Below are 16,319 nucleotides of genomic sequence, written 5' to 3'. Positions count from 1 at the left end.
GGCGCCCACGAAAAAGCCAGACCCGCGGGTCTGGCTTTTTTTATGCTCGCCCGCGACGACTCAACCGTTCGCGCCGGCGGCGATCTCGTCGAAAAAGCCGCGCACGATGGGCAGTTCCCGGGTCCGCTTGAACGGCGGCAGACTTTGCCAGATACGGCGCCCGTAAGGCTTGTCGACAAGACGCGGATCACAGATCATCAACACCCCGCGATCCCCCTCGGAGCGGATCAGCCGCCCCGCACCCTGCTTGAGCGTAATCACGGCCTGCGGCAATTGATGAACGGCGAACGGACTGAGCCCCTTCTTCGTCAGCGCGTCCAGACGCGCAGCCAACACGGGATCGTCGGGTGGCGCGAAGGGCAGCTTGTCGATGATGACCAGCGACAACGCCTCACCGCGCACGTCCACCCCTTCCCAGAAGCTTTGGCTGCCGATGAGCACGGCGTTGCCGAGCGCGCGGAAACGGTCGAGCAACTCGGTTCGGCTCGCCTCACCCTGCACGAGCAACGGATACGTCCAGCCGCGCCGCTCGAATTCATCGCGCAGGCGCTCCGCCGCACGATTCACGGCGCGCAACGTCGTGCACAGAACGAACGCGCGCCCGCCGCTCACCTCGAGCACTGGCAACGCGGCGTCGAGCACGGCGTCGGTAAAGCCCGGCGCGGACGGCTGCGGCAAGCCACGAGGCACATACAACAGGCTCTGGTTCGGATAGTCGAACGGACTGGCGAGCGTGAGCGACTTGCCCGCATCGAGCCCCAGTTGCGCCGCATAGTGCATGAAATTGCCCTTCACCGACAACGTCGCCGACGTGAAGATCCACGCCCTCGGCGCGCCTGCGCGCTGCTTGGCGAAAATGGGGGCAATCGATAGCGGCGTCTGATGCAGTTGCACCGCCTGCGAAAACACTTCGATCCACCGGACGGTCTCCGGGGGCGTATACGTCTTCGGCTCGCTGCCCTCGCCTTGCCCCGCCTCGGCTTGCTGCGCGGCCTTCGCTTCGGCGGCCACGCGGGCCGCCTCCGCCTCGCGCGCCCTGGCGGCCTTCTCGCGTTTGCCGTCGGTCACGCGCGGCGCCTCGGGATCCAGCAGCGGCAACGGCGTCTCGCCTGGCGTGGGTGGCGTCACCCCCATCTGCCATCGCTCGAGCTGCTGATGCAGTTCCACGGCGCGGCGCGCGCATGCCCCCAGCGCTTCGGCCCGTTCGGCCTGGTGCTGGAGCGTCTCGATCATGTCCTGCAGGGCGAGATCCACCGCATCGAGCGCACCGAACAGTTCGTGATCGTCCGCAAGTTGCGCCACCGACATGCGCGCGTTGTCCTGCCCGAACGTCAGGCGCACGTCGCGCGCGGCACGCTCGAGACTGGCGCCGAGCCTGACCCAGTCGGCTGCGTCGCGCGCATGGATCAGGCCCTCGGCCACGCAGTCGCGCGCCAGTTCCAGCAACTGTCCCGTCGAAACCGTTTCACCGAAGAAGAGCGTCGCGGTTTCGGGCAACTGATGGGCTTCGTCGAAGATCACCGTGTTCGCGCTTGGCAGCAACTCGGCCATCCCCGTGTCGCGCAGCATCACATCGGCGAAGAACAGGTGATGGTTCACCACGACGATGTCCGCCTGCTGCGCCTCCTTGCGCGCCTGCATCACGAAGCAGTCCTTGTAGCGCGGACATTCCTGGCCAAGGCAGTTATCGCGTGTCGACGTGACCTGCGCCCAAATCGGCGAATTCTCGGGCACCGACGCCAGTTCGGCCTTGTCGCCGCTGTGCGTGATCTGCGCGAACGTGGTGATCTCGCGCAACTGCGCCGCTTCGTGCCGCGACGCGAAGCGGCCTTCCTGCTGAGCACGCTCCAGATAATAGTGGCAGAGGTAGTTCGCGCGGCCCTTGAGCATGGCCACGGTGACCGGCACGGCAAGCGCCTTGCGCACGGTCGGAATGTCGCGCGCGAATATCTGATCCTGCAGGTGTTTGGTCCCGGTCGAGATGATCGTCTTGCCGCCCCACAACATGGCGGGCACGAGATAGGCGTAGGTCTTGCCCGTGCCCGTTCCGGCCTCGGCGATCAGCGTGTCGTGCGTGTCCATGGCGGCCGCCACGGCGCGCGCCATTTCAGTCTGCGGTTCACGCGAGCGGTAGCCGTCGATCGCGCGCGCAAGCATCCCGCCCTCGCCGAAGATCTCCTGCAACTCGCGCTCGCGCTTGGCGGCGAGCGGCTTGAGTCCATGGAAAGTGGGCGCGTCGGGGCTCAGGGAAGCGTCAGGGGAATCGCTGGGTGCGGCGGAATCGGTCAAAACGGCTCAGAAACTCAAAGGCGCCGCGAATCGCTACAGCGGGATTCGCGACGCCGGCAATGGAAAAAAATGGCGCGAACGTCGAGGCAGTCGCCTCGAACGCCGCGCAGGCGCCCCGCTTACGCGGGTTGGTCCGGCATCTGCTGCACTTGCAGCAGCGTGATCGTGTCCTTGATCTTCAGGCGCCGCTTCTTGAGCCGGGTGACCTGAAGTTCATCGTACGCGGGCTCCGTCAGCAATTTGTCGATCAGGTAGTCCAGATCGCGGTGTTCGATCTGCAACTCGATGATGCGGCGTCCAATGGAGTGAAGATCGTGCTGCATCGTGGCAACTCTCCTGCAACTCTCGAATGTTTCCCGTCATGGCCAGTGACGTCATGCCCCGAAGGCCGGTCGGCGGTAACGCAGTGACGCGAGGCCGTTGCGCACACCACCCCGGCGCTACGGGGTGCGGCGCACGGCGCCCGAGCGCGGCGCCAACAGGTTACTGTCCTTGCAGCGCCTTCTGTGCCGGCGTACTTCCCGATTGCGACTCCTTGCGCCGCTCGTCCGACTTCTTCTGGCGCTCGATCGCTTCCTGTTGCTTCAGGTTGTACTTACGTACGTTCTCTTCACGCTCGGCCGCCTTCTGCGCCGCCGTCGCCTTGGCATCGTCGAGCTTCTGCTGTTGCTCGGCCTGCTTGGCATTGTACTGCTCGGCGTTTGCCGCACGCTGCGGTGCCTGCCCCGTTCGCTCGGTCACGCGCTGCTGATATTCCGCTTGCTTCGTCTGATAATCCTGGACGTTCTTCGCGCGCTCGGCTGCGCGTTGCGGCGCTTCGGCCTGCGTTTGTGCGCGCTTTTCGGCCAGACGGGCGTCGCGCTCCTCGGCGCGCGCCTTGCGCTCCTGGTCTTCGAGCACCAGACGCTGGCTGCGCAGCGCACGCAGCGCCTCACGTTGTTCGTCGCGCGCATTGTCGATGCAGTAGTTCACGAAGAACTTCGACGCGCATTCGTACTTCGCCTCTTCGAACCGGTAATCGATCCAGGCGCGCTGGCGATCGAGCAAGGCGCGCCGGCCGGCAAAATCGTCGTCGGCGGGATGCAGGTCGAGTTGATCGTCGTAGGCGACCGGCTTGTCGTCTTCGATCCGGGCCGCAGCGGCCTGACTGGCAGATGCCGGCACGCGGTCGGCTGTTGCATCGAACGGCACCTGCGGCACGCGGATCTGCGACGAAGTGCGCCCCGCCGCCTCGGTGGCCGAAAGGCCTTGCGCGAACGACGCGCCGGGCACGGCGGCCGCAACCGCCGCGAGGCCGAACACTGCGGCAACGACGCGCGAGGCGCGGCGTTCACGATGCAAAGTCAGGCGCGGAAACAATTTTGCGAAAGAAATCATGAGGTTGAGCAGAGTGATGCCAAATTTTAGCATTGCCGGCCCGGACGCGCCCGCGGTTTATGGCAAAATGCCCCGCTCCTGGCACTTGGGTAAATCGCAACACTCATGACGCAAAACGTAGCCCTTCAGATCGTTCAACGCATCGCCGACGAACTCAGCGTGCAGCCGCGTCAGGTCGCCGCCGCCGTGCAACTGCTGGACGAAGGCGCCACCGTGCCCTTCATTGCGCGCTACCGCAAGGAAGTGACCGGCAACCTCGACGACACGCAGCTGCGCACGCTCGAAGAGCGCCTGCTTTATCTGCGCGAGCTCGAGGAGCGCCGTGCGTCGATCCTCGCGAGCATCGACGAGCAAGGCAAGCTGACCGACGAACTGCGCACCGCCATCGAGGCGGCCGACACGAAGCAGACGCTCGAAGATCTCTATCTGCCCTACAAGCCGAAGCGCCGCACCCGGGCGCAGATCGCCCGCGAAGCCGGCCTCGACCCGCTCGCGCAGGCCCTGCTCGCCGACCCGACGCTCGATCCGCAAGCCGAGGCCGCCAAATTCGTCGACGCCGAAAAGGGTGTGGCGGACGTCAAGGCCGCCCTCGACGGCGCCCGCGACATCCTCTCGGAACAGTTCGGCGAGACGGCCGAGCTGCTCGGCAAACTGCGCGACTATCTGTGGAATCAGGGCGTCGTGTCCTCCAAGGTCGTCGAAGGCAAGGAAAGCGAGGAAGGCGAGAAATTCCGCGATTACTACGACTACGCCGAGCCGATCGCCGCGGTGCCGTCGCACCGTGCGCTCGCGCTGTTCCGTGGACGAAATCTCGGCATCCTGATGGTCAAGCTGGGCCTGGGCGAAGAACTCGATGCGCAGGTCCCGCACCCGTGCGAGGGCGTGATCGCCGGCCACTTCGGCATTCGCCAACAGAACCGCGCCGCCGACAAGTGGCTTGCCGACGTGTGCCGCTGGTGCTGGCGCGTGAAGGTGCAGCCGCACCTCGAATCGGAACTGCTCACGCAAATGCGCGAGAGCGCCGAGAGCGAGGCCATTCGCGTGTTCGCGCGCAACCTCAAGGCGCTGCTGCTCGCCGCGCCGGCCGGCCAGAAGGGCGTGATTGGCCTTGACCCGGGCCTGCGCACCGGTGTGAAGGTCGCCGTGGTCGACGCAACCGGCAAGCTGCTCGGCACCGACACCATCTACCCGCATGAGCCGCGCCGCGATTGGGACGGCTCGCTTGCCCGCCTGTCCAAGATCGCCGCCGCCACCGGCGCCGAACTCGTCAGCATCGGCAACGGCACGGCGTCGCGCGAGACCGACAAGCTGGCGCTGGAACTGATCAAGCGCCACCCCGAGCTCAGGCTGCAGAAGATCGTGGTCTCGGAAGCCGGTGCTTCGGTCTATTCCGCATCCGAATTCGCCGCCAAGGAATTCCCGGAACTCGACGTGTCGCTGCGTGGTGCCGTGTCGATCGCCCGTCGCCTGCAAGACCCGCTGGCCGAGCTCGTGAAGATCGAGCCGAAGGCCATCGGCGTTGGCCAGTACCAGCACGACGTGAACCAGCGTGAGCTGGCCCGTATGCTCGATGCCGTGGTGGAGGACTGTGTGAACGCCGTGGGCGTGGACGTGAACACGGCATCGGCACCGTTGCTCGCGCGCGTGTCGGGCCTGAACAGCACGCTCGCCAAGAATATCGTCGACTTCCGCGACAGCAACGGCCCCTTCCCGAACCGGGAGGCGCTCAAGAAGGTGCCGCGCCTGGGCGACAAGACGTTCGAGCAGGCCGCGGGCTTCCTGCGCGTGAACGGCGGCGACAATCCGCTCGATCGCTCGTCGGTGCACCCGGAGGCGTACCCGGTCGTCGAACGTATCCTCGCCAGGATCAAGAAGTCCATCGGCGAAGTGATGGGCAATGGCTCGGTGGTGCGCAGCGTCTCGGCCAACGAATTCGTTGATGAACGCTTCGGCCTGCCGACCGTCAAGGACATCCTGACCGAACTCGAGAAACCGGGTCGCGACCCGCGCCCCGAATTCAAGACGGCCACGTTCCAGGAAGGCGTCGAGAAACTGACCGACCTGAAGCCCGGCATGCAGCTCGAGGGCGTGGTCACGAACGTGGCGGCCTTCGGCGCGTTCATCGACATCGGCGTGCATCAGGATGGTCTGGTGCACGTGTCGGCCATGTCGACGAAGTTCATCAAGGACCCGCACGAGGTCGTCAAGGCCGGCGACATCGTGAAAGTGAAGGTGCTCGAAGTCGACCCGCGCCGTCAGCGCATCTCGCTCACCATGCGGCTCAACGACGACCTCCCGGTGGCCGGCGCGGGCGATCGCCCGGGCAACGGCGGCGGTGCACGCGGCGGCAATGGTGGCAGCGGCCATCGCAGCGGTGGTGGCGCGCGTCAGCGCGAACCGGAAACGGTCAGCGCCATGGCAGCCGCTTTCGCCAAGCTCAAGCGCTGAGCCGTGTGACAAGCACGCCGCGCGGCAGTCGAATCGCCGCACCGCGGAGCAAGCACGAAAACCGCCGTCTCGCGACGGCGGTTTTTTTTCGTCGATGCCTCGCCCCCGAACCGAAGGTGCAAAAAAAAACCGGCGGAGCCCTCGCTCCACCGGCAGCTTTCGATACTGCGCGCGGCGTGTTACGCCGCTCGCCTCCTTCGCATCAGATCTCGATCTTCGTGCCCAGCTCCACCACGCGGTTCGCGGGAATGCTGAAGAAGTCGGTCGGCTTGGCCGCATTCTGATGCATCCAGGCGAACAGGCGCTCGCGCCAGATCGACATTCCCGGCAGCTTCGTCGGGACCACGGTCTCGCGTGCGAGGAAGAACGACGTATCCATCAACTCGAAGTGCATGTCCGTCTTCTCTTCGAGCAGATGCAGCACCTCTTTCACGTCGGGTGTCTCGTTGAAGCCGAAGGTGGCTACCACGCTGAACAGCCCGCCGGTGTGGTCCTTGACCTCGATACGGGTCGAATCTTCCACGTACGGCACGTCGACGGTTCGGAACGTCAGGAAGATCGTGCGTTCGTGAAGGATGCGGTTGTGCTTGAGGTTATGGAGCAGGCTCACCGGCACGAGCGAATTGCCGCCGGTCAGGTAGATCGCCGTGCCTGCCACGCGGTGCGGCGGGTGCGCCAGCAGACCCTGCAGGAACGGGCCGAGCGGGATACCGTCGGCGGCGGTGCGCTCGCGCAGCAACTGACGTCCCTTGTGCCACGTCATGAGCATGAAGAACAGGAATGCGCCCAGTGCCAGCGGCAACCATCCGCCCTCTTCCACCTTGATCAGGTTGGCGCCGAAGAACGCGAAGTCGACGACCAGGAAGCCGGTGATGACCAGCGCGACGAGAAACTTGTTCCAGTTCCAGACCTTCACCATGACGACGCAGGCCAGCACGGTAGTGATCACCATGGTCGTGGTCACGGCGATACCGTACGCCGCCGCCAGGTTGCTGGACGACTTGAATGCCAACACGATCCAGACGATGACCAGCAGCAGCGCCCAATTGATCACCGGCATATAGATCTGCCCGATCTCACGATCGGACGTGTGCAGGATCTTCATGCGGGGCACGTAGCCGAGTTGAATGGCCTGGCTCGTGAGCGAGAACGCGCCCGAGATCACCGCCTGCGATGCAATCACGGTCGCTGCGGTCGCGACGATCACCAGCGGCATGAGCGCCCAGTCCGGGGCCATCAGAAAGAACGGATTCTCGATGGCCTTCGGGTTCGTCAGCAACAGCGCACCCTGACCGAAATAGTTCAATGCCAGCGCGGGAAACACGAGGAACGACCAGGCGAAGCGAATCGGACGAATCCCGAAGTGCCCCATGTCGGCGTACAGGGCTTCCGCGCCCGTGAGCACCAGGAACACGGAGCCGAGCACGATATACGCCTGCAGCGCGTGCGTGTGGATGAAATGAATGCCGTAGTACGGATTGATCGCCTTGACGATCTCGGGCGCGGCCACGATGTTGTAGACCCCGAGCACGCCGAGAATCACGAACCACGTCACCATCACCGGCCCGAACAGGCGGCCGACCTTGGCCGTGCCGGACTTCTGCATCGAAAACAGGACGATCAGGATGACGATCGTGATGGGAAGCACAAAGCGCGAAAGCGACGGCGCGGCGATCTCCAGGCCTTCGACGGCCGACATCACGGAAATCGCAGGTGTAATCACCGCGTCGCCGTAGAACATGCAAGCGCCGAACATACCGAGCATCATGAGCACCGCGGCCCATTTGCTGCCCGCCCGCACACTGCGCAGGCTGAGCGCCATGAGCGCAAGCACGCCGCCTTCGCCGCGGTTGTCCGCGCGCATCACGAACAACACGTACTTCAAGGAGACGACGATCACCAGTGCCCAGAACAGCAGCGAGATGATGCCGAACACGGCTTGTTGATTAAACGGAATGCCGTGTTGCGGATCGAAACATTCCTTGAGCGCATAGAGCGGGCTGGTGCCGATATCGCCAAAGACCACGCCAATGGCCGCCACCATGAGCGCGGGCATGGCCTGAGGGCGGTGCCCGTGTCGTATGTTTTGCGTCATAAGGTTTGGGTAATCGCTTTATTGCGCTGCACAAAATGGGCGCTATTCTAACTGGGCGCCGGTTCCCTCGCCAGTCCGGGCAGGTGCGGATTTCCGGGGGTAATGCGCGACATGCCACGCTAGGATAATTCGCGCCGCGCCCCATGACCAGTGCGGCACGCCGAGGGTTTTACCGCGTCTCGGCGGCGCGGGACCGCGCGGGGAGTCCCGTATTTCGAGTTGCAAATGCGCGACATATCCCAGGCATGCGCGATTCGTGAGTCGACAGTCCCCGCAAATGCGTGTAGCGCCCACGAAAAAGCCGCCCGAAGGCGGCTATCTTTTGCTGCGAGGTGCCCGCTGCCTCCGAAGGGCCGCAGGGCCGGTCGGGGCCCTCCGTCAGCGCGCCGCCTCAGGCGAGGCGGCGGCGATCGGCGGCGATCGGCGGCAATCAGCGACGACGTGCCGGCTTGCGCGTGCCGGCCCCCTTGACCGAGCGCACGAGGTCGGAATCTGCGCTGTTCTGCTCGGCTTCGAGCGAGCGGATCTGGCCCTGGAGGTCCGTCAGGCGAATACGCGCCGCGTTGCGTTCCGTTTCCAGCGCCGAGGCCTGCTCACGCACGGCCTGTTGATTCTGGGCCAGCGCCTGTTCCTGCTGGCGCTGAATTGCCAGATCGCTCTGCACGGCGTTCAGGCGCGCTTCGCTCTCGGCCAACTGGCGCTCCATCATGGCCCGCTGCGCTTCGAGCTTGATCCGGCGGATTTCCACGTCGGCGAGCACTTGCGTCTGGCGCACGAAGTCGGCGTACAGCGATTCGGCCTTCTTCTCGTTGTTCAGCTTGACGGCACGCCAGAACTGGCCTTCGTGAAACAGGGCGACGTAGTAACCCATCGTCTGCGGATAGAACAACAGGCTCGCCCCGTAGCGGCCGTTGTATGTGGTGCGAAGTTCGGTGACTTCCTTGTTCTGGATGCGATCGCGCAGTTCCTGGATGGTCCCCGATGCGGCGGCCGGCGCCGTGGTCTGCGAACGCGCAGCAGGCGCAGCAGGCGCGGCGGGCGCTGCCAGTTGCGAAGGCGTTGCGCCGGTGACATCCTTGACCGGTTCGGCGGCGCCTGCCGACGTTCCCCACGCAGCCAGGCATGCCACCCCCACGCCTAACCAAAACCGCCCCCGGCAATCACTGATTTTCATCTGATCTGTTTTCCTGTTATCGACTGGATCGTTTGTCGACCCTTATTCGTCGCATTCATTCGCCACCCCGGACTCCGTCCCGAGGATCTGAGACCTGCGTATTTGTTGAATGATAACCGCACGCCCGCAATAGCCGCCAATTCTATCCATTGCGGGGCGCTCTTCCAAGCAGGGAATGCTGAATTGTGCAGGCGCGATTTCAACTGTTGATACCGCGCAACTCCGGCGAACGCGCGAGTTCCTCCGAGCGGAACCTGCTTGTCGGAAAAATCCCGTCACAAGCCGACACATTGCGCACGCGCCCACGCAAGCCGCGGAAAATGCCCCGTGCCCCGTGCCCCGTGCCCGGTCCGCCCGCTTACCCCTCGTACTCGCTGGCCAACTCCGAGTCGTTGCCGAGGATCTGATATTTGCGCATTTTTTCCCACAGCACCTTGCGGCTAATGCCCAGCGCGTTGGCGGTGTCCTGACGGCGCCAGCCGTTGGCATCGAGCGCCGCCACGATACGGGCCCGTTCGGTGGCGTCCCAGCGAGCGCGATCGGCCGAAGCACCGGCGCGCGCGGTATCGTCGCCGCGCGTGGCCGGGCTGATCGCCAGCGCGTCGAAGATCGGCCGGATGCGACGCTCGTCCCAGCCGCCGAGTTGCCGGTAGATGATGCCGACGCGCTCGGCGATATTGCGCATTTCGCGCACATTGCCGGGAAATACACCGCCTTCGACCAGTTCGCGAAGCCACCCGGGCACCTGCGCCGCGACGTCGCCATCGCCATCGCCGGCGAGCTTGCCGACGACCTTGTCCAGGTACGCCGTGAAGACCGCCAGCTTGTCGATGGCGCCGCGCTCTTCGAGGCTCGGGATATGCAGTTCGATGACCGCGAGCCGATAAAACAGATCGGCGCGAAACAGCTCGTCGCGCACCATCGACTTGAGATTCTTGTTGGTCGCCGCCACCAGCCGGAAATCGAGCTTGACCGGCTGTGCGGAGCCCAGGCGCGTGACCGCGCTGTCTTCGAGCACGCGCAGCAGTTTGACCTGTTGATACAGCGGCAGATCGCCGATTTCGTCGAGAAAGAGCGTGCCGTCGTTGGCCTGCTCGAAATAGCCCTTGTGCGAATAGAGCGCTCCGGTGAACGCGCCCTTGGCGTGGCCGAAGAAGTGCGACTCGAAGAGCCCGTCCGGGATCGCGCCGCAGTTCACCGCCACGAACGGCCCCTGCCCGTAGTGACTGTGCTTGTCGTGCAGCAGGCGCGCAATGCGCTCCTTGCCTACCCCGGTTTCGCCGTGAATAAGGACGTTGGAATCGCAATCGGCGAACGCATCGACCTCGGCGAGCAGTCCGAGCATGGCGCTCGATCGCGCGACGAGCGGATCGGCCGGCGTGGGCGCGCGGTCGGCGTCGGCAATGGCGCCCGAGAGCTTGAAGATGAGCGTGCGCAGCTCCGCGCCCGTGAAGTCGAGCGTGAGGATATTGCTGTACTCGGGCGGATATACGCGCGGATCGTTCTCGCGCGGCGACGTGGCCACCCAGATCACGGGCATGCCGTGACCGAGCTGCCACTCCTGTGCGTTGGTCGACGCCCCCTCAATGACCGACACGCTGACCACGGCGATCGACGGACGCGCCCTGGTGCGCTCGCGCGACAGGTCGATGCCGTCGGCGCGAATGACTTCCATGTCGAAGCTCGCGAGGCAATGCGCCACCCGGTCGGCAATGTCCGACTTGCCTTCCCACACGTACACGTCGAGGTCTTCACGTACTGGCTTGCTTTTCATGCTGATCCGCGTTTTGCCGAACGCCCCCGGCGTCCGGCATGGTGAAGTTCCGTAGTCCGGCCCGATGCCGAATCCGGGTCAGGGCAGCGTTCGTGATCCATTGGCCATTGTCGTCGCCCTGCCCTAATACACCAGTTGAACGAGGCCGTTCTGACAGTTGATGCTGTCGACGGTCACCGTCGTGGTACCGATCGTGATGCCGAGCGCCGACAGCGCGCTGTTGATCAGGGCGCTCAACGGCGCGAGCAGCGGGTTGAGCAGCGTGTAGAGCACGCTCGTCAGCACCGGCGTGAGGTTGCTCGTGCTGATGATGTTGTTGTCGTTGATGTACTGCGCGCGACAGCTCGTCGGGTTGCCACTCAGGCTGCATCCTGTGTCGGCCAGCGTGGTGACGACGTTGCCGAGCAGCCCGCCCAGAATACTCCCTACCGTATTGACCAAGCCGGTGATCGTGCCGGTCAGGCCGCCGACGATCGATCCGACGTTCAGCGTGAGCACGCCGCCCAGCGTCGTGTTCAGGCTGGAGAGCGTCGCTTGCAGGTTCGACGCCGCCGTATTCAGGTAATTGTTCACGGTCGTGATGCCCAGTCCGGCATTGGGGACGACGCCGAGCAGCCCGTTGGTGACATTGCTCAGACTCGCGCCCGACGAATTGCCGATCGGCTGCGTGCCCACGTCCACCGTGAGGCCGCCGAGCAGCGCCCCCACGATCTGGCTCAGGTTCACCGTCGAGCCGACCGGCCCCCAGGTTTGCGGAAACGGGCCGGTAAAGGTCTTGGTCGGCGCCGGCGTGGTACTGGTCACCAGCGAGGCGCTGACCTTGCCGTTGACCGTGATCGCCCCGAGCAGCGTGGCGATCGGCACGCGATTGGTCAGCACCGTCGTGCAACTCGCGGCGCTCGTGTTCTGCACGCTGCCGGATGCGTCCGATCCCACGCACAGATTCACGAGCCCCGAGGTCTCCTGAAGTGTTGCCGAAGGGGTCGCACCGCATTGCAGGGCCGTCACGGTCGCCGTCGACTGGGCGAGCTCGACCGTGAGCGGCAGGGTCAGCCTGGTGCCGGCGATGTTGAGCACGCCGCCCAGCAAGCCGTTGGCCTGCGTATTGACCTGGAGAAACACGCGCACCTGCGCCGTGCTCGCCGTGGCGCCCACGCCACCGATGCCCAACTGCGGCGGTGAAATGATGCTGGCCTTCGCGCTCACCGTATTGCCGAGAATCGAGAGCGACGGGATCGAGATCGCGCTCGTGCCGCTGCCACCGATGATCGCCGTCGAGATCAGGTCCATCACATTCACATTGGCCGTCAGCGCGTTGGCGGCACTCACCCCGGCCATGTCGATGTTGGCGAACACGCCCGGCGTGGTGGCCGTGCCGAAGAGATTCACCGGCAGGCTCAGTGCGTTGGACCCCGCCAGCGCGCTCACCACACCGTTGAGCGCCGTGACCGACGCCGAAAGCGCACCGCTTTGGGCGGCGAGCGCCGTTTGGGTAGCGCTCAGCAACGTGCCCACCGTAAGATTCTTCACGGTCGCCAGCCCCTGCAGCGATGCGACGGTGACGTCGCCGGTAATCGGCACGCCCAGCGCCTGCAGCAGGCCACTCGGGGTGATCGTCGCACCCACGAGCTGCTGTCCGTTGGCGATATACGCCGCGGCATTCACGCCGAGCGACGTGAGCAACGGACCGAGCACCGAGTTGCCCGTATTGAGCGCGAGCAAGCCGGAATCCACGGTGAACGTCACCACTGCCGGCGCCTTGCGCGCCGTTGCCGTGGCGGTGATCGTGCGGGTTCCGGCCAGTTGAAAGAACGATGGCACCTGCTGGAAAAGCGTGACCGAGACCGCATTGCCGGTCGATGCATTCGCGGACGTGGCCGCCACGAAGGTGCCCGGGCCGCTGGCCGTCGCCGCGGGCGAGGTCCAGAAACCGCACGCCGAAGTCACCTGCAAGTCGGTCGCGGTGGTTCCCATGTTGGCATTGACGTTGTTCTGCACGGCGGTGGCATACGACGTTGCGTTGGCGCACCCGGGCAATGTCTGCGCGCCGGCCAGCGCGGCCATGTCGGCGGCGCGCTGCAGATCGCGCCGTTTCATGAACGCGAAGCCCGCGTCGATGGCGACCGCGAGAATCATCACCACGATCACGAAGACGAAGGCCAGGATCGGCACCGACCCGCGCTGCCGCCTGCCGGGCGGCAGCGCACGATCCGTTGGGTGCACGGGCGCACGCACTGTCATGGCACCTCACTGGCTCGCGCCAGCCCCCGTCGCCGTTGCGCCCCCGACCCCGCCACCGCCGCTCCCACCGCCGGCGCCGTTGTTTTGCACCACGGCCGAAAAGAATTCGGGAATCGGATAGGCGAAGCTGTCGAGGTAACGCTTGTACGCCCGCGTGGTCGTCGCGCCGAGCATCGGCAGGCCTGGGCCAGCGGCCATGCCGCTCGCCTGCAATGCCAGCAACGCTTGCGTTTCATCGCCGAGCATGCCGTCCGCGGCATGTTCGCCAACGCGCAGCGGGGTCGTGCGGCGCACGACATTGGCCGGGATCGGCGAAGCCTGCGGCGCACCGGCCGTTGCCGTTGCCGTTGCCGTTGCCGTTGCCGTTGCCGTTGCCGTTGCCGCCGTCGCGGCACCGGGCGCGCCGGTCGTTGTTATTGTCGGCACCGCTTGCGGTCGCGCGACCGGTGCGGACTGCGCCTGTGTGGGCGCGACGGCGCGAGCGTCCGTGCCGCCCATGCTCCCCGTAATCGGCGGATTGATTTGCGCGACGACTTCAACCGCCCACAGCGCGAGCATGGCCACCGCAAGCCGCATTGCGGGGGGCGGCCGGGTGCCAGAGGCGCGTTGTGATGTCTGGACAGCCATGATCACCTCTCCCTGAATTTGCGTGACTCGTTTCCCGAGCGGGTCGCTCGTCGCCTCGCGGGTACGGACGATCCGCGGCGTCATTGAGACCGCCCGAAACGATCGAGCATCGATGTCGGCATATCGCTGCGCGCGACGTCCGCCGCGCGTGCGAGTTTTGCTTCCGCGCCACCCGTCGCGGGCGTGGCGGGTGTGGCAGGCGTAGCTGCCGTAGCTGCCGTAGCGGGCTGCATCGGTGCCTGCGCCGGGCGCGACAGCTGCACGACCACCGGACCCGAGTCGCCCATCGTGGCGCCTGCGTCGTTGGCGGCGCCGCGAGTGGCGGCGACCGGCAACGCACCCGACGCAAGCATGCTCAACGACGCGGCCTTGAGCGCGGCCAGGCGCGCTGCGTCCGCCGCGGCCGCGGCCCGTCTGGCCTTCGCGTGCGCCTTGATATCGGCGGCAAGCTTGTTGATGGCCTCTCGCGTGGACGGCGGCATTTTCGCGCGCGTCATCATGTCCTCGGCGCGCGCACGCTCGCCGGTCACCACGAGATAAACGGCGAGATTGCTCAATACCTTGCGGTTGTCGGGGCGCAATTCGGCCGCCTGTGCGAGCGGCACGCGCGCGGCGCTCGTCTCGCCATTGCGCAACAGGGCGAAGCCGAGGTCGCTCAGATAGAACGCTTCGGTCGGCGCACGCGTCACGGCCTCGCGAAGCGCCTGCGCCGCGCTCGCGTAGTCCTTGCGCTGCGCCGCCACCAGACCGAGACCGTGCCATGCCGCTGCCGATTCGGTTCCGCCGAGCAATGCCCGGTAAGCCTGCTCGGCCGCATCCGGTTGGCCGGTCTCGCGCAACGCATCGGCGCGAAGCAGATCGACATCCGGCGCAGCACCATACTGAATGCGGAACTGGTCGATGTGCGCGAGCGACGCGAAGTAGGAACCGTGCTCCTGCATCTGCCGAATCATGGAGAGGTACAACTCGCGAGTGTCGGGCCTGGCCGCCTTGGCCTTCTCTTCATCGTTCTGCTGGGCTTGCATGAGCGCGGCGGCCGACGGTGCACCGTACCCGCCGATATTCGTGGCGCTACATGCGGCGAGCAACGACAAGCCAAGCGCGGCAAGCGAGACGCCCGCGAATGCACGGGCGAGCACGCCGGCAGCCGGCCCGACGCGCACCACGGGGTCGATGTCGCCAATACCTGCGATGTCGATCGACCGACGCACCTCACGGGCGTTCGGTCCTGATGTCGGAATGGGTCGATTCACTGCATGACCTCCATGGATTTGGTCAGCGAGAGCAACGCCGGCCCGGCGACCACCAGCATCAGCGCGGGCAGGAGGGTCAGCATCATCGCCAGAGTCATCTTCACGGTGAGCTTGCCGATACGCTCCTTCATCGTCTGACGACGCTGCTCGCGCAACCGGTCGCTGAACTGTTGCAACGGCTCCTGCACGGCGCCGCCGTGCTGCTCGACCTGGACGATCAGGCGCACCAGCGCGCGCAGATCGTCGTTGTCGTACACCTCGCGCAAACGGCCCATCGACGCCTCGCGCCCGCGCCCCGAGGCATATTGCCGGTTGGCGTTCTCGAACTCCTTCGACAGGATCGGCAGCACTTCGCGGAAATCCGACACCATCACATACAGGCTCTGGTCCATCGACAGCCCCACGCCCTGGAGCAGGCGCAGCAGGTCGATGAGCAGCGGCAGTTCCTCGATCAGATCGCGACGGCGCGCAGCCGCCTTGCGCTGCACGTAGAACTTTGGCGCAAGCAGGCCGACGCCGACCGCGCCGAGCAGGCGCACGATCGTGCTCAGGCCGCCGCCGCCCGGAAACCAGAGCCACACGAGCAGGGGCAGTACCACGGCGAGCGCCACGCGGGAGAACAGGAACAACGATTTGGCGCGCACGCTGTCCCAGCCGCACTGCGCGAGCAGCAGGCGATCCTCTGCGGCGATCAGGTGCTGCCCCAGACGCGTCTCCGACCACTGCTTGCCGAGCGCCGCTGCGCGGTCGAAGACGGCACGCCAGCCGCGTCGTACGCCCTCGCCCGCCTCGCCGGGGTCCGTCGCGGCATCGTCGCCCGGCGCCCGATGGCCGAGCGGTGCGCTGGCCGCACGCAGCGCGGCGAGCGCCTGTTGCTGGCGGCTCGCGAGAACCTGGTCGATCATTCGTTCGTTGCGCCCCTGGCGCATGGCGCGCAACAGGATGGCCGAGGCGGCCAGCAACAGCCCGGCGGCGACCATCAGCACGCCGAGCATCATCCACAGATGCGAATTGCCCGACAGGTTCGACAGGGACGAGAAG

General features: G+C 65.7%; 11 protein-coding genes. 1 reads left to right on the top strand and 10 read right to left on the bottom strand.

Going from position 1 to position 16,319, the window contains the following annotated elements; genetic code table 11:
• Window positions 1–60: 60 nt before the first annotated feature.
• The 3 genes from LV28_RS34360 to LV28_RS34350 form a co-directional block, all read right to left on the bottom strand.
• Window positions 61–2,289: an ATP-dependent DNA helicase gene (locus LV28_RS34360; protein ID WP_038617796.1), complete on the bottom strand. Its 2,229-nt coding sequence runs from the start codon at window positions 2,287–2,289 to the stop codon at window positions 61–63.
• 119 nt (window positions 2,290–2,408) lie between these two features.
• Window positions 2,409–2,612 carry a YdcH family protein gene (locus LV28_RS34355; protein ID WP_023595663.1) on the bottom strand — a complete coding sequence of 68 codons (204 nt, stop codon included), beginning with the start codon at window positions 2,610–2,612 and terminating at the stop codon, window positions 2,409–2,411.
• Window positions 2,613–2,772: 160 nt separating this feature from the next.
• Entirely contained in the window at window positions 2,773–3,630 is an 858-nt protein-coding gene (locus LV28_RS34350; protein WP_141571859.1) for a hypothetical protein, read from the bottom strand.
• 141 nt (window positions 3,631–3,771) lie between these two features.
• Here LV28_RS34350 and LV28_RS34345 point away from each other — a divergent pair, with 141 nt between their 5' ends.
• The gene (locus tag LV28_RS34345; protein WP_023874598.1) at window positions 3,772–6,114 is read left to right on the top strand and encodes a Tex family protein; all 2,343 of its coding nucleotides are present in this window, start codon (window positions 3,772–3,774) and stop codon (window positions 6,112–6,114) included.
• 202 nt (window positions 6,115–6,316) lie between these two features.
• Here LV28_RS34345 and LV28_RS34340 read toward each other — a convergent pair whose 3' ends face one another.
• The 7 genes from LV28_RS34340 to LV28_RS34310 all read right to left on the bottom strand — a co-directional run bounded on the left by LV28_RS34340 (window position 6,317) and on the right by LV28_RS34310 (window position 16,276).
• The gene (locus tag LV28_RS34340; RefSeq protein ID WP_023874600.1) at window positions 6,317–8,209 is read right to left on the bottom strand and encodes a potassium transporter Kup; all 1,893 of its coding nucleotides are present in this window, start codon (window positions 8,207–8,209) and stop codon (window positions 6,317–6,319) included.
• Between the two features lie 430 nt (window positions 8,210–8,639).
• Entirely contained in the window at window positions 8,640–9,383 is a 744-nt protein-coding gene (locus LV28_RS34335; protein WP_080685102.1) for a DUF2968 domain-containing protein, read from the bottom strand.
• 358 nt (window positions 9,384–9,741) lie between these two features.
• Entirely contained in the window at window positions 9,742–11,157 is a 1,416-nt protein-coding gene (locus LV28_RS34330) for a sigma 54-interacting transcriptional regulator (RefSeq protein ID WP_023595658.1), read from the bottom strand.
• Between the two features lie 123 nt (window positions 11,158–11,280).
• Window positions 11,281–13,398 (bottom strand): pilus assembly protein TadG-related protein, encoded by a 2,118-nt coding sequence (locus tag LV28_RS34325; RefSeq protein WP_023595657.1) that lies wholly within the window; start codon window positions 13,396–13,398, stop codon window positions 11,281–11,283.
• Window positions 13,399–13,404: 6 nt separating this feature from the next.
• The gene (locus tag LV28_RS34320; RefSeq protein ID WP_155765750.1) at window positions 13,405–14,025 is read right to left on the bottom strand and encodes a DUF3613 domain-containing protein; all 621 of its coding nucleotides are present in this window, start codon (window positions 14,023–14,025) and stop codon (window positions 13,405–13,407) included.
• Window positions 14,026–14,105: 80 nt separating this feature from the next.
• Entirely contained in the window at window positions 14,106–15,278 is a 1,173-nt protein-coding gene (locus tag LV28_RS34315) for a tetratricopeptide repeat protein (RefSeq protein ID WP_147291570.1), read from the bottom strand.
• Window positions 15,275–16,276: a type II secretion system F family protein gene (locus tag LV28_RS34310; RefSeq protein ID WP_438361528.1), complete on the bottom strand. Its 1,002-nt coding sequence runs from the start codon at window positions 16,274–16,276 to the stop codon at window positions 15,275–15,277. The genes LV28_RS34315 and LV28_RS34310 overlap by 4 nt, the downstream gene beginning before the upstream one ends.
• Window positions 16,277–16,319: the final 43 nt, after the last annotated feature.

The sequence above is a fragment of the Pandoraea pnomenusa genome, from assembly GCF_000767615.3.
GTDB lineage: Bacteria > Pseudomonadota > Gammaproteobacteria > Burkholderiales > Burkholderiaceae > Pandoraea > Pandoraea pnomenusa.
This window is presented reverse-complemented; position numbering and strand designations above follow the sequence as displayed.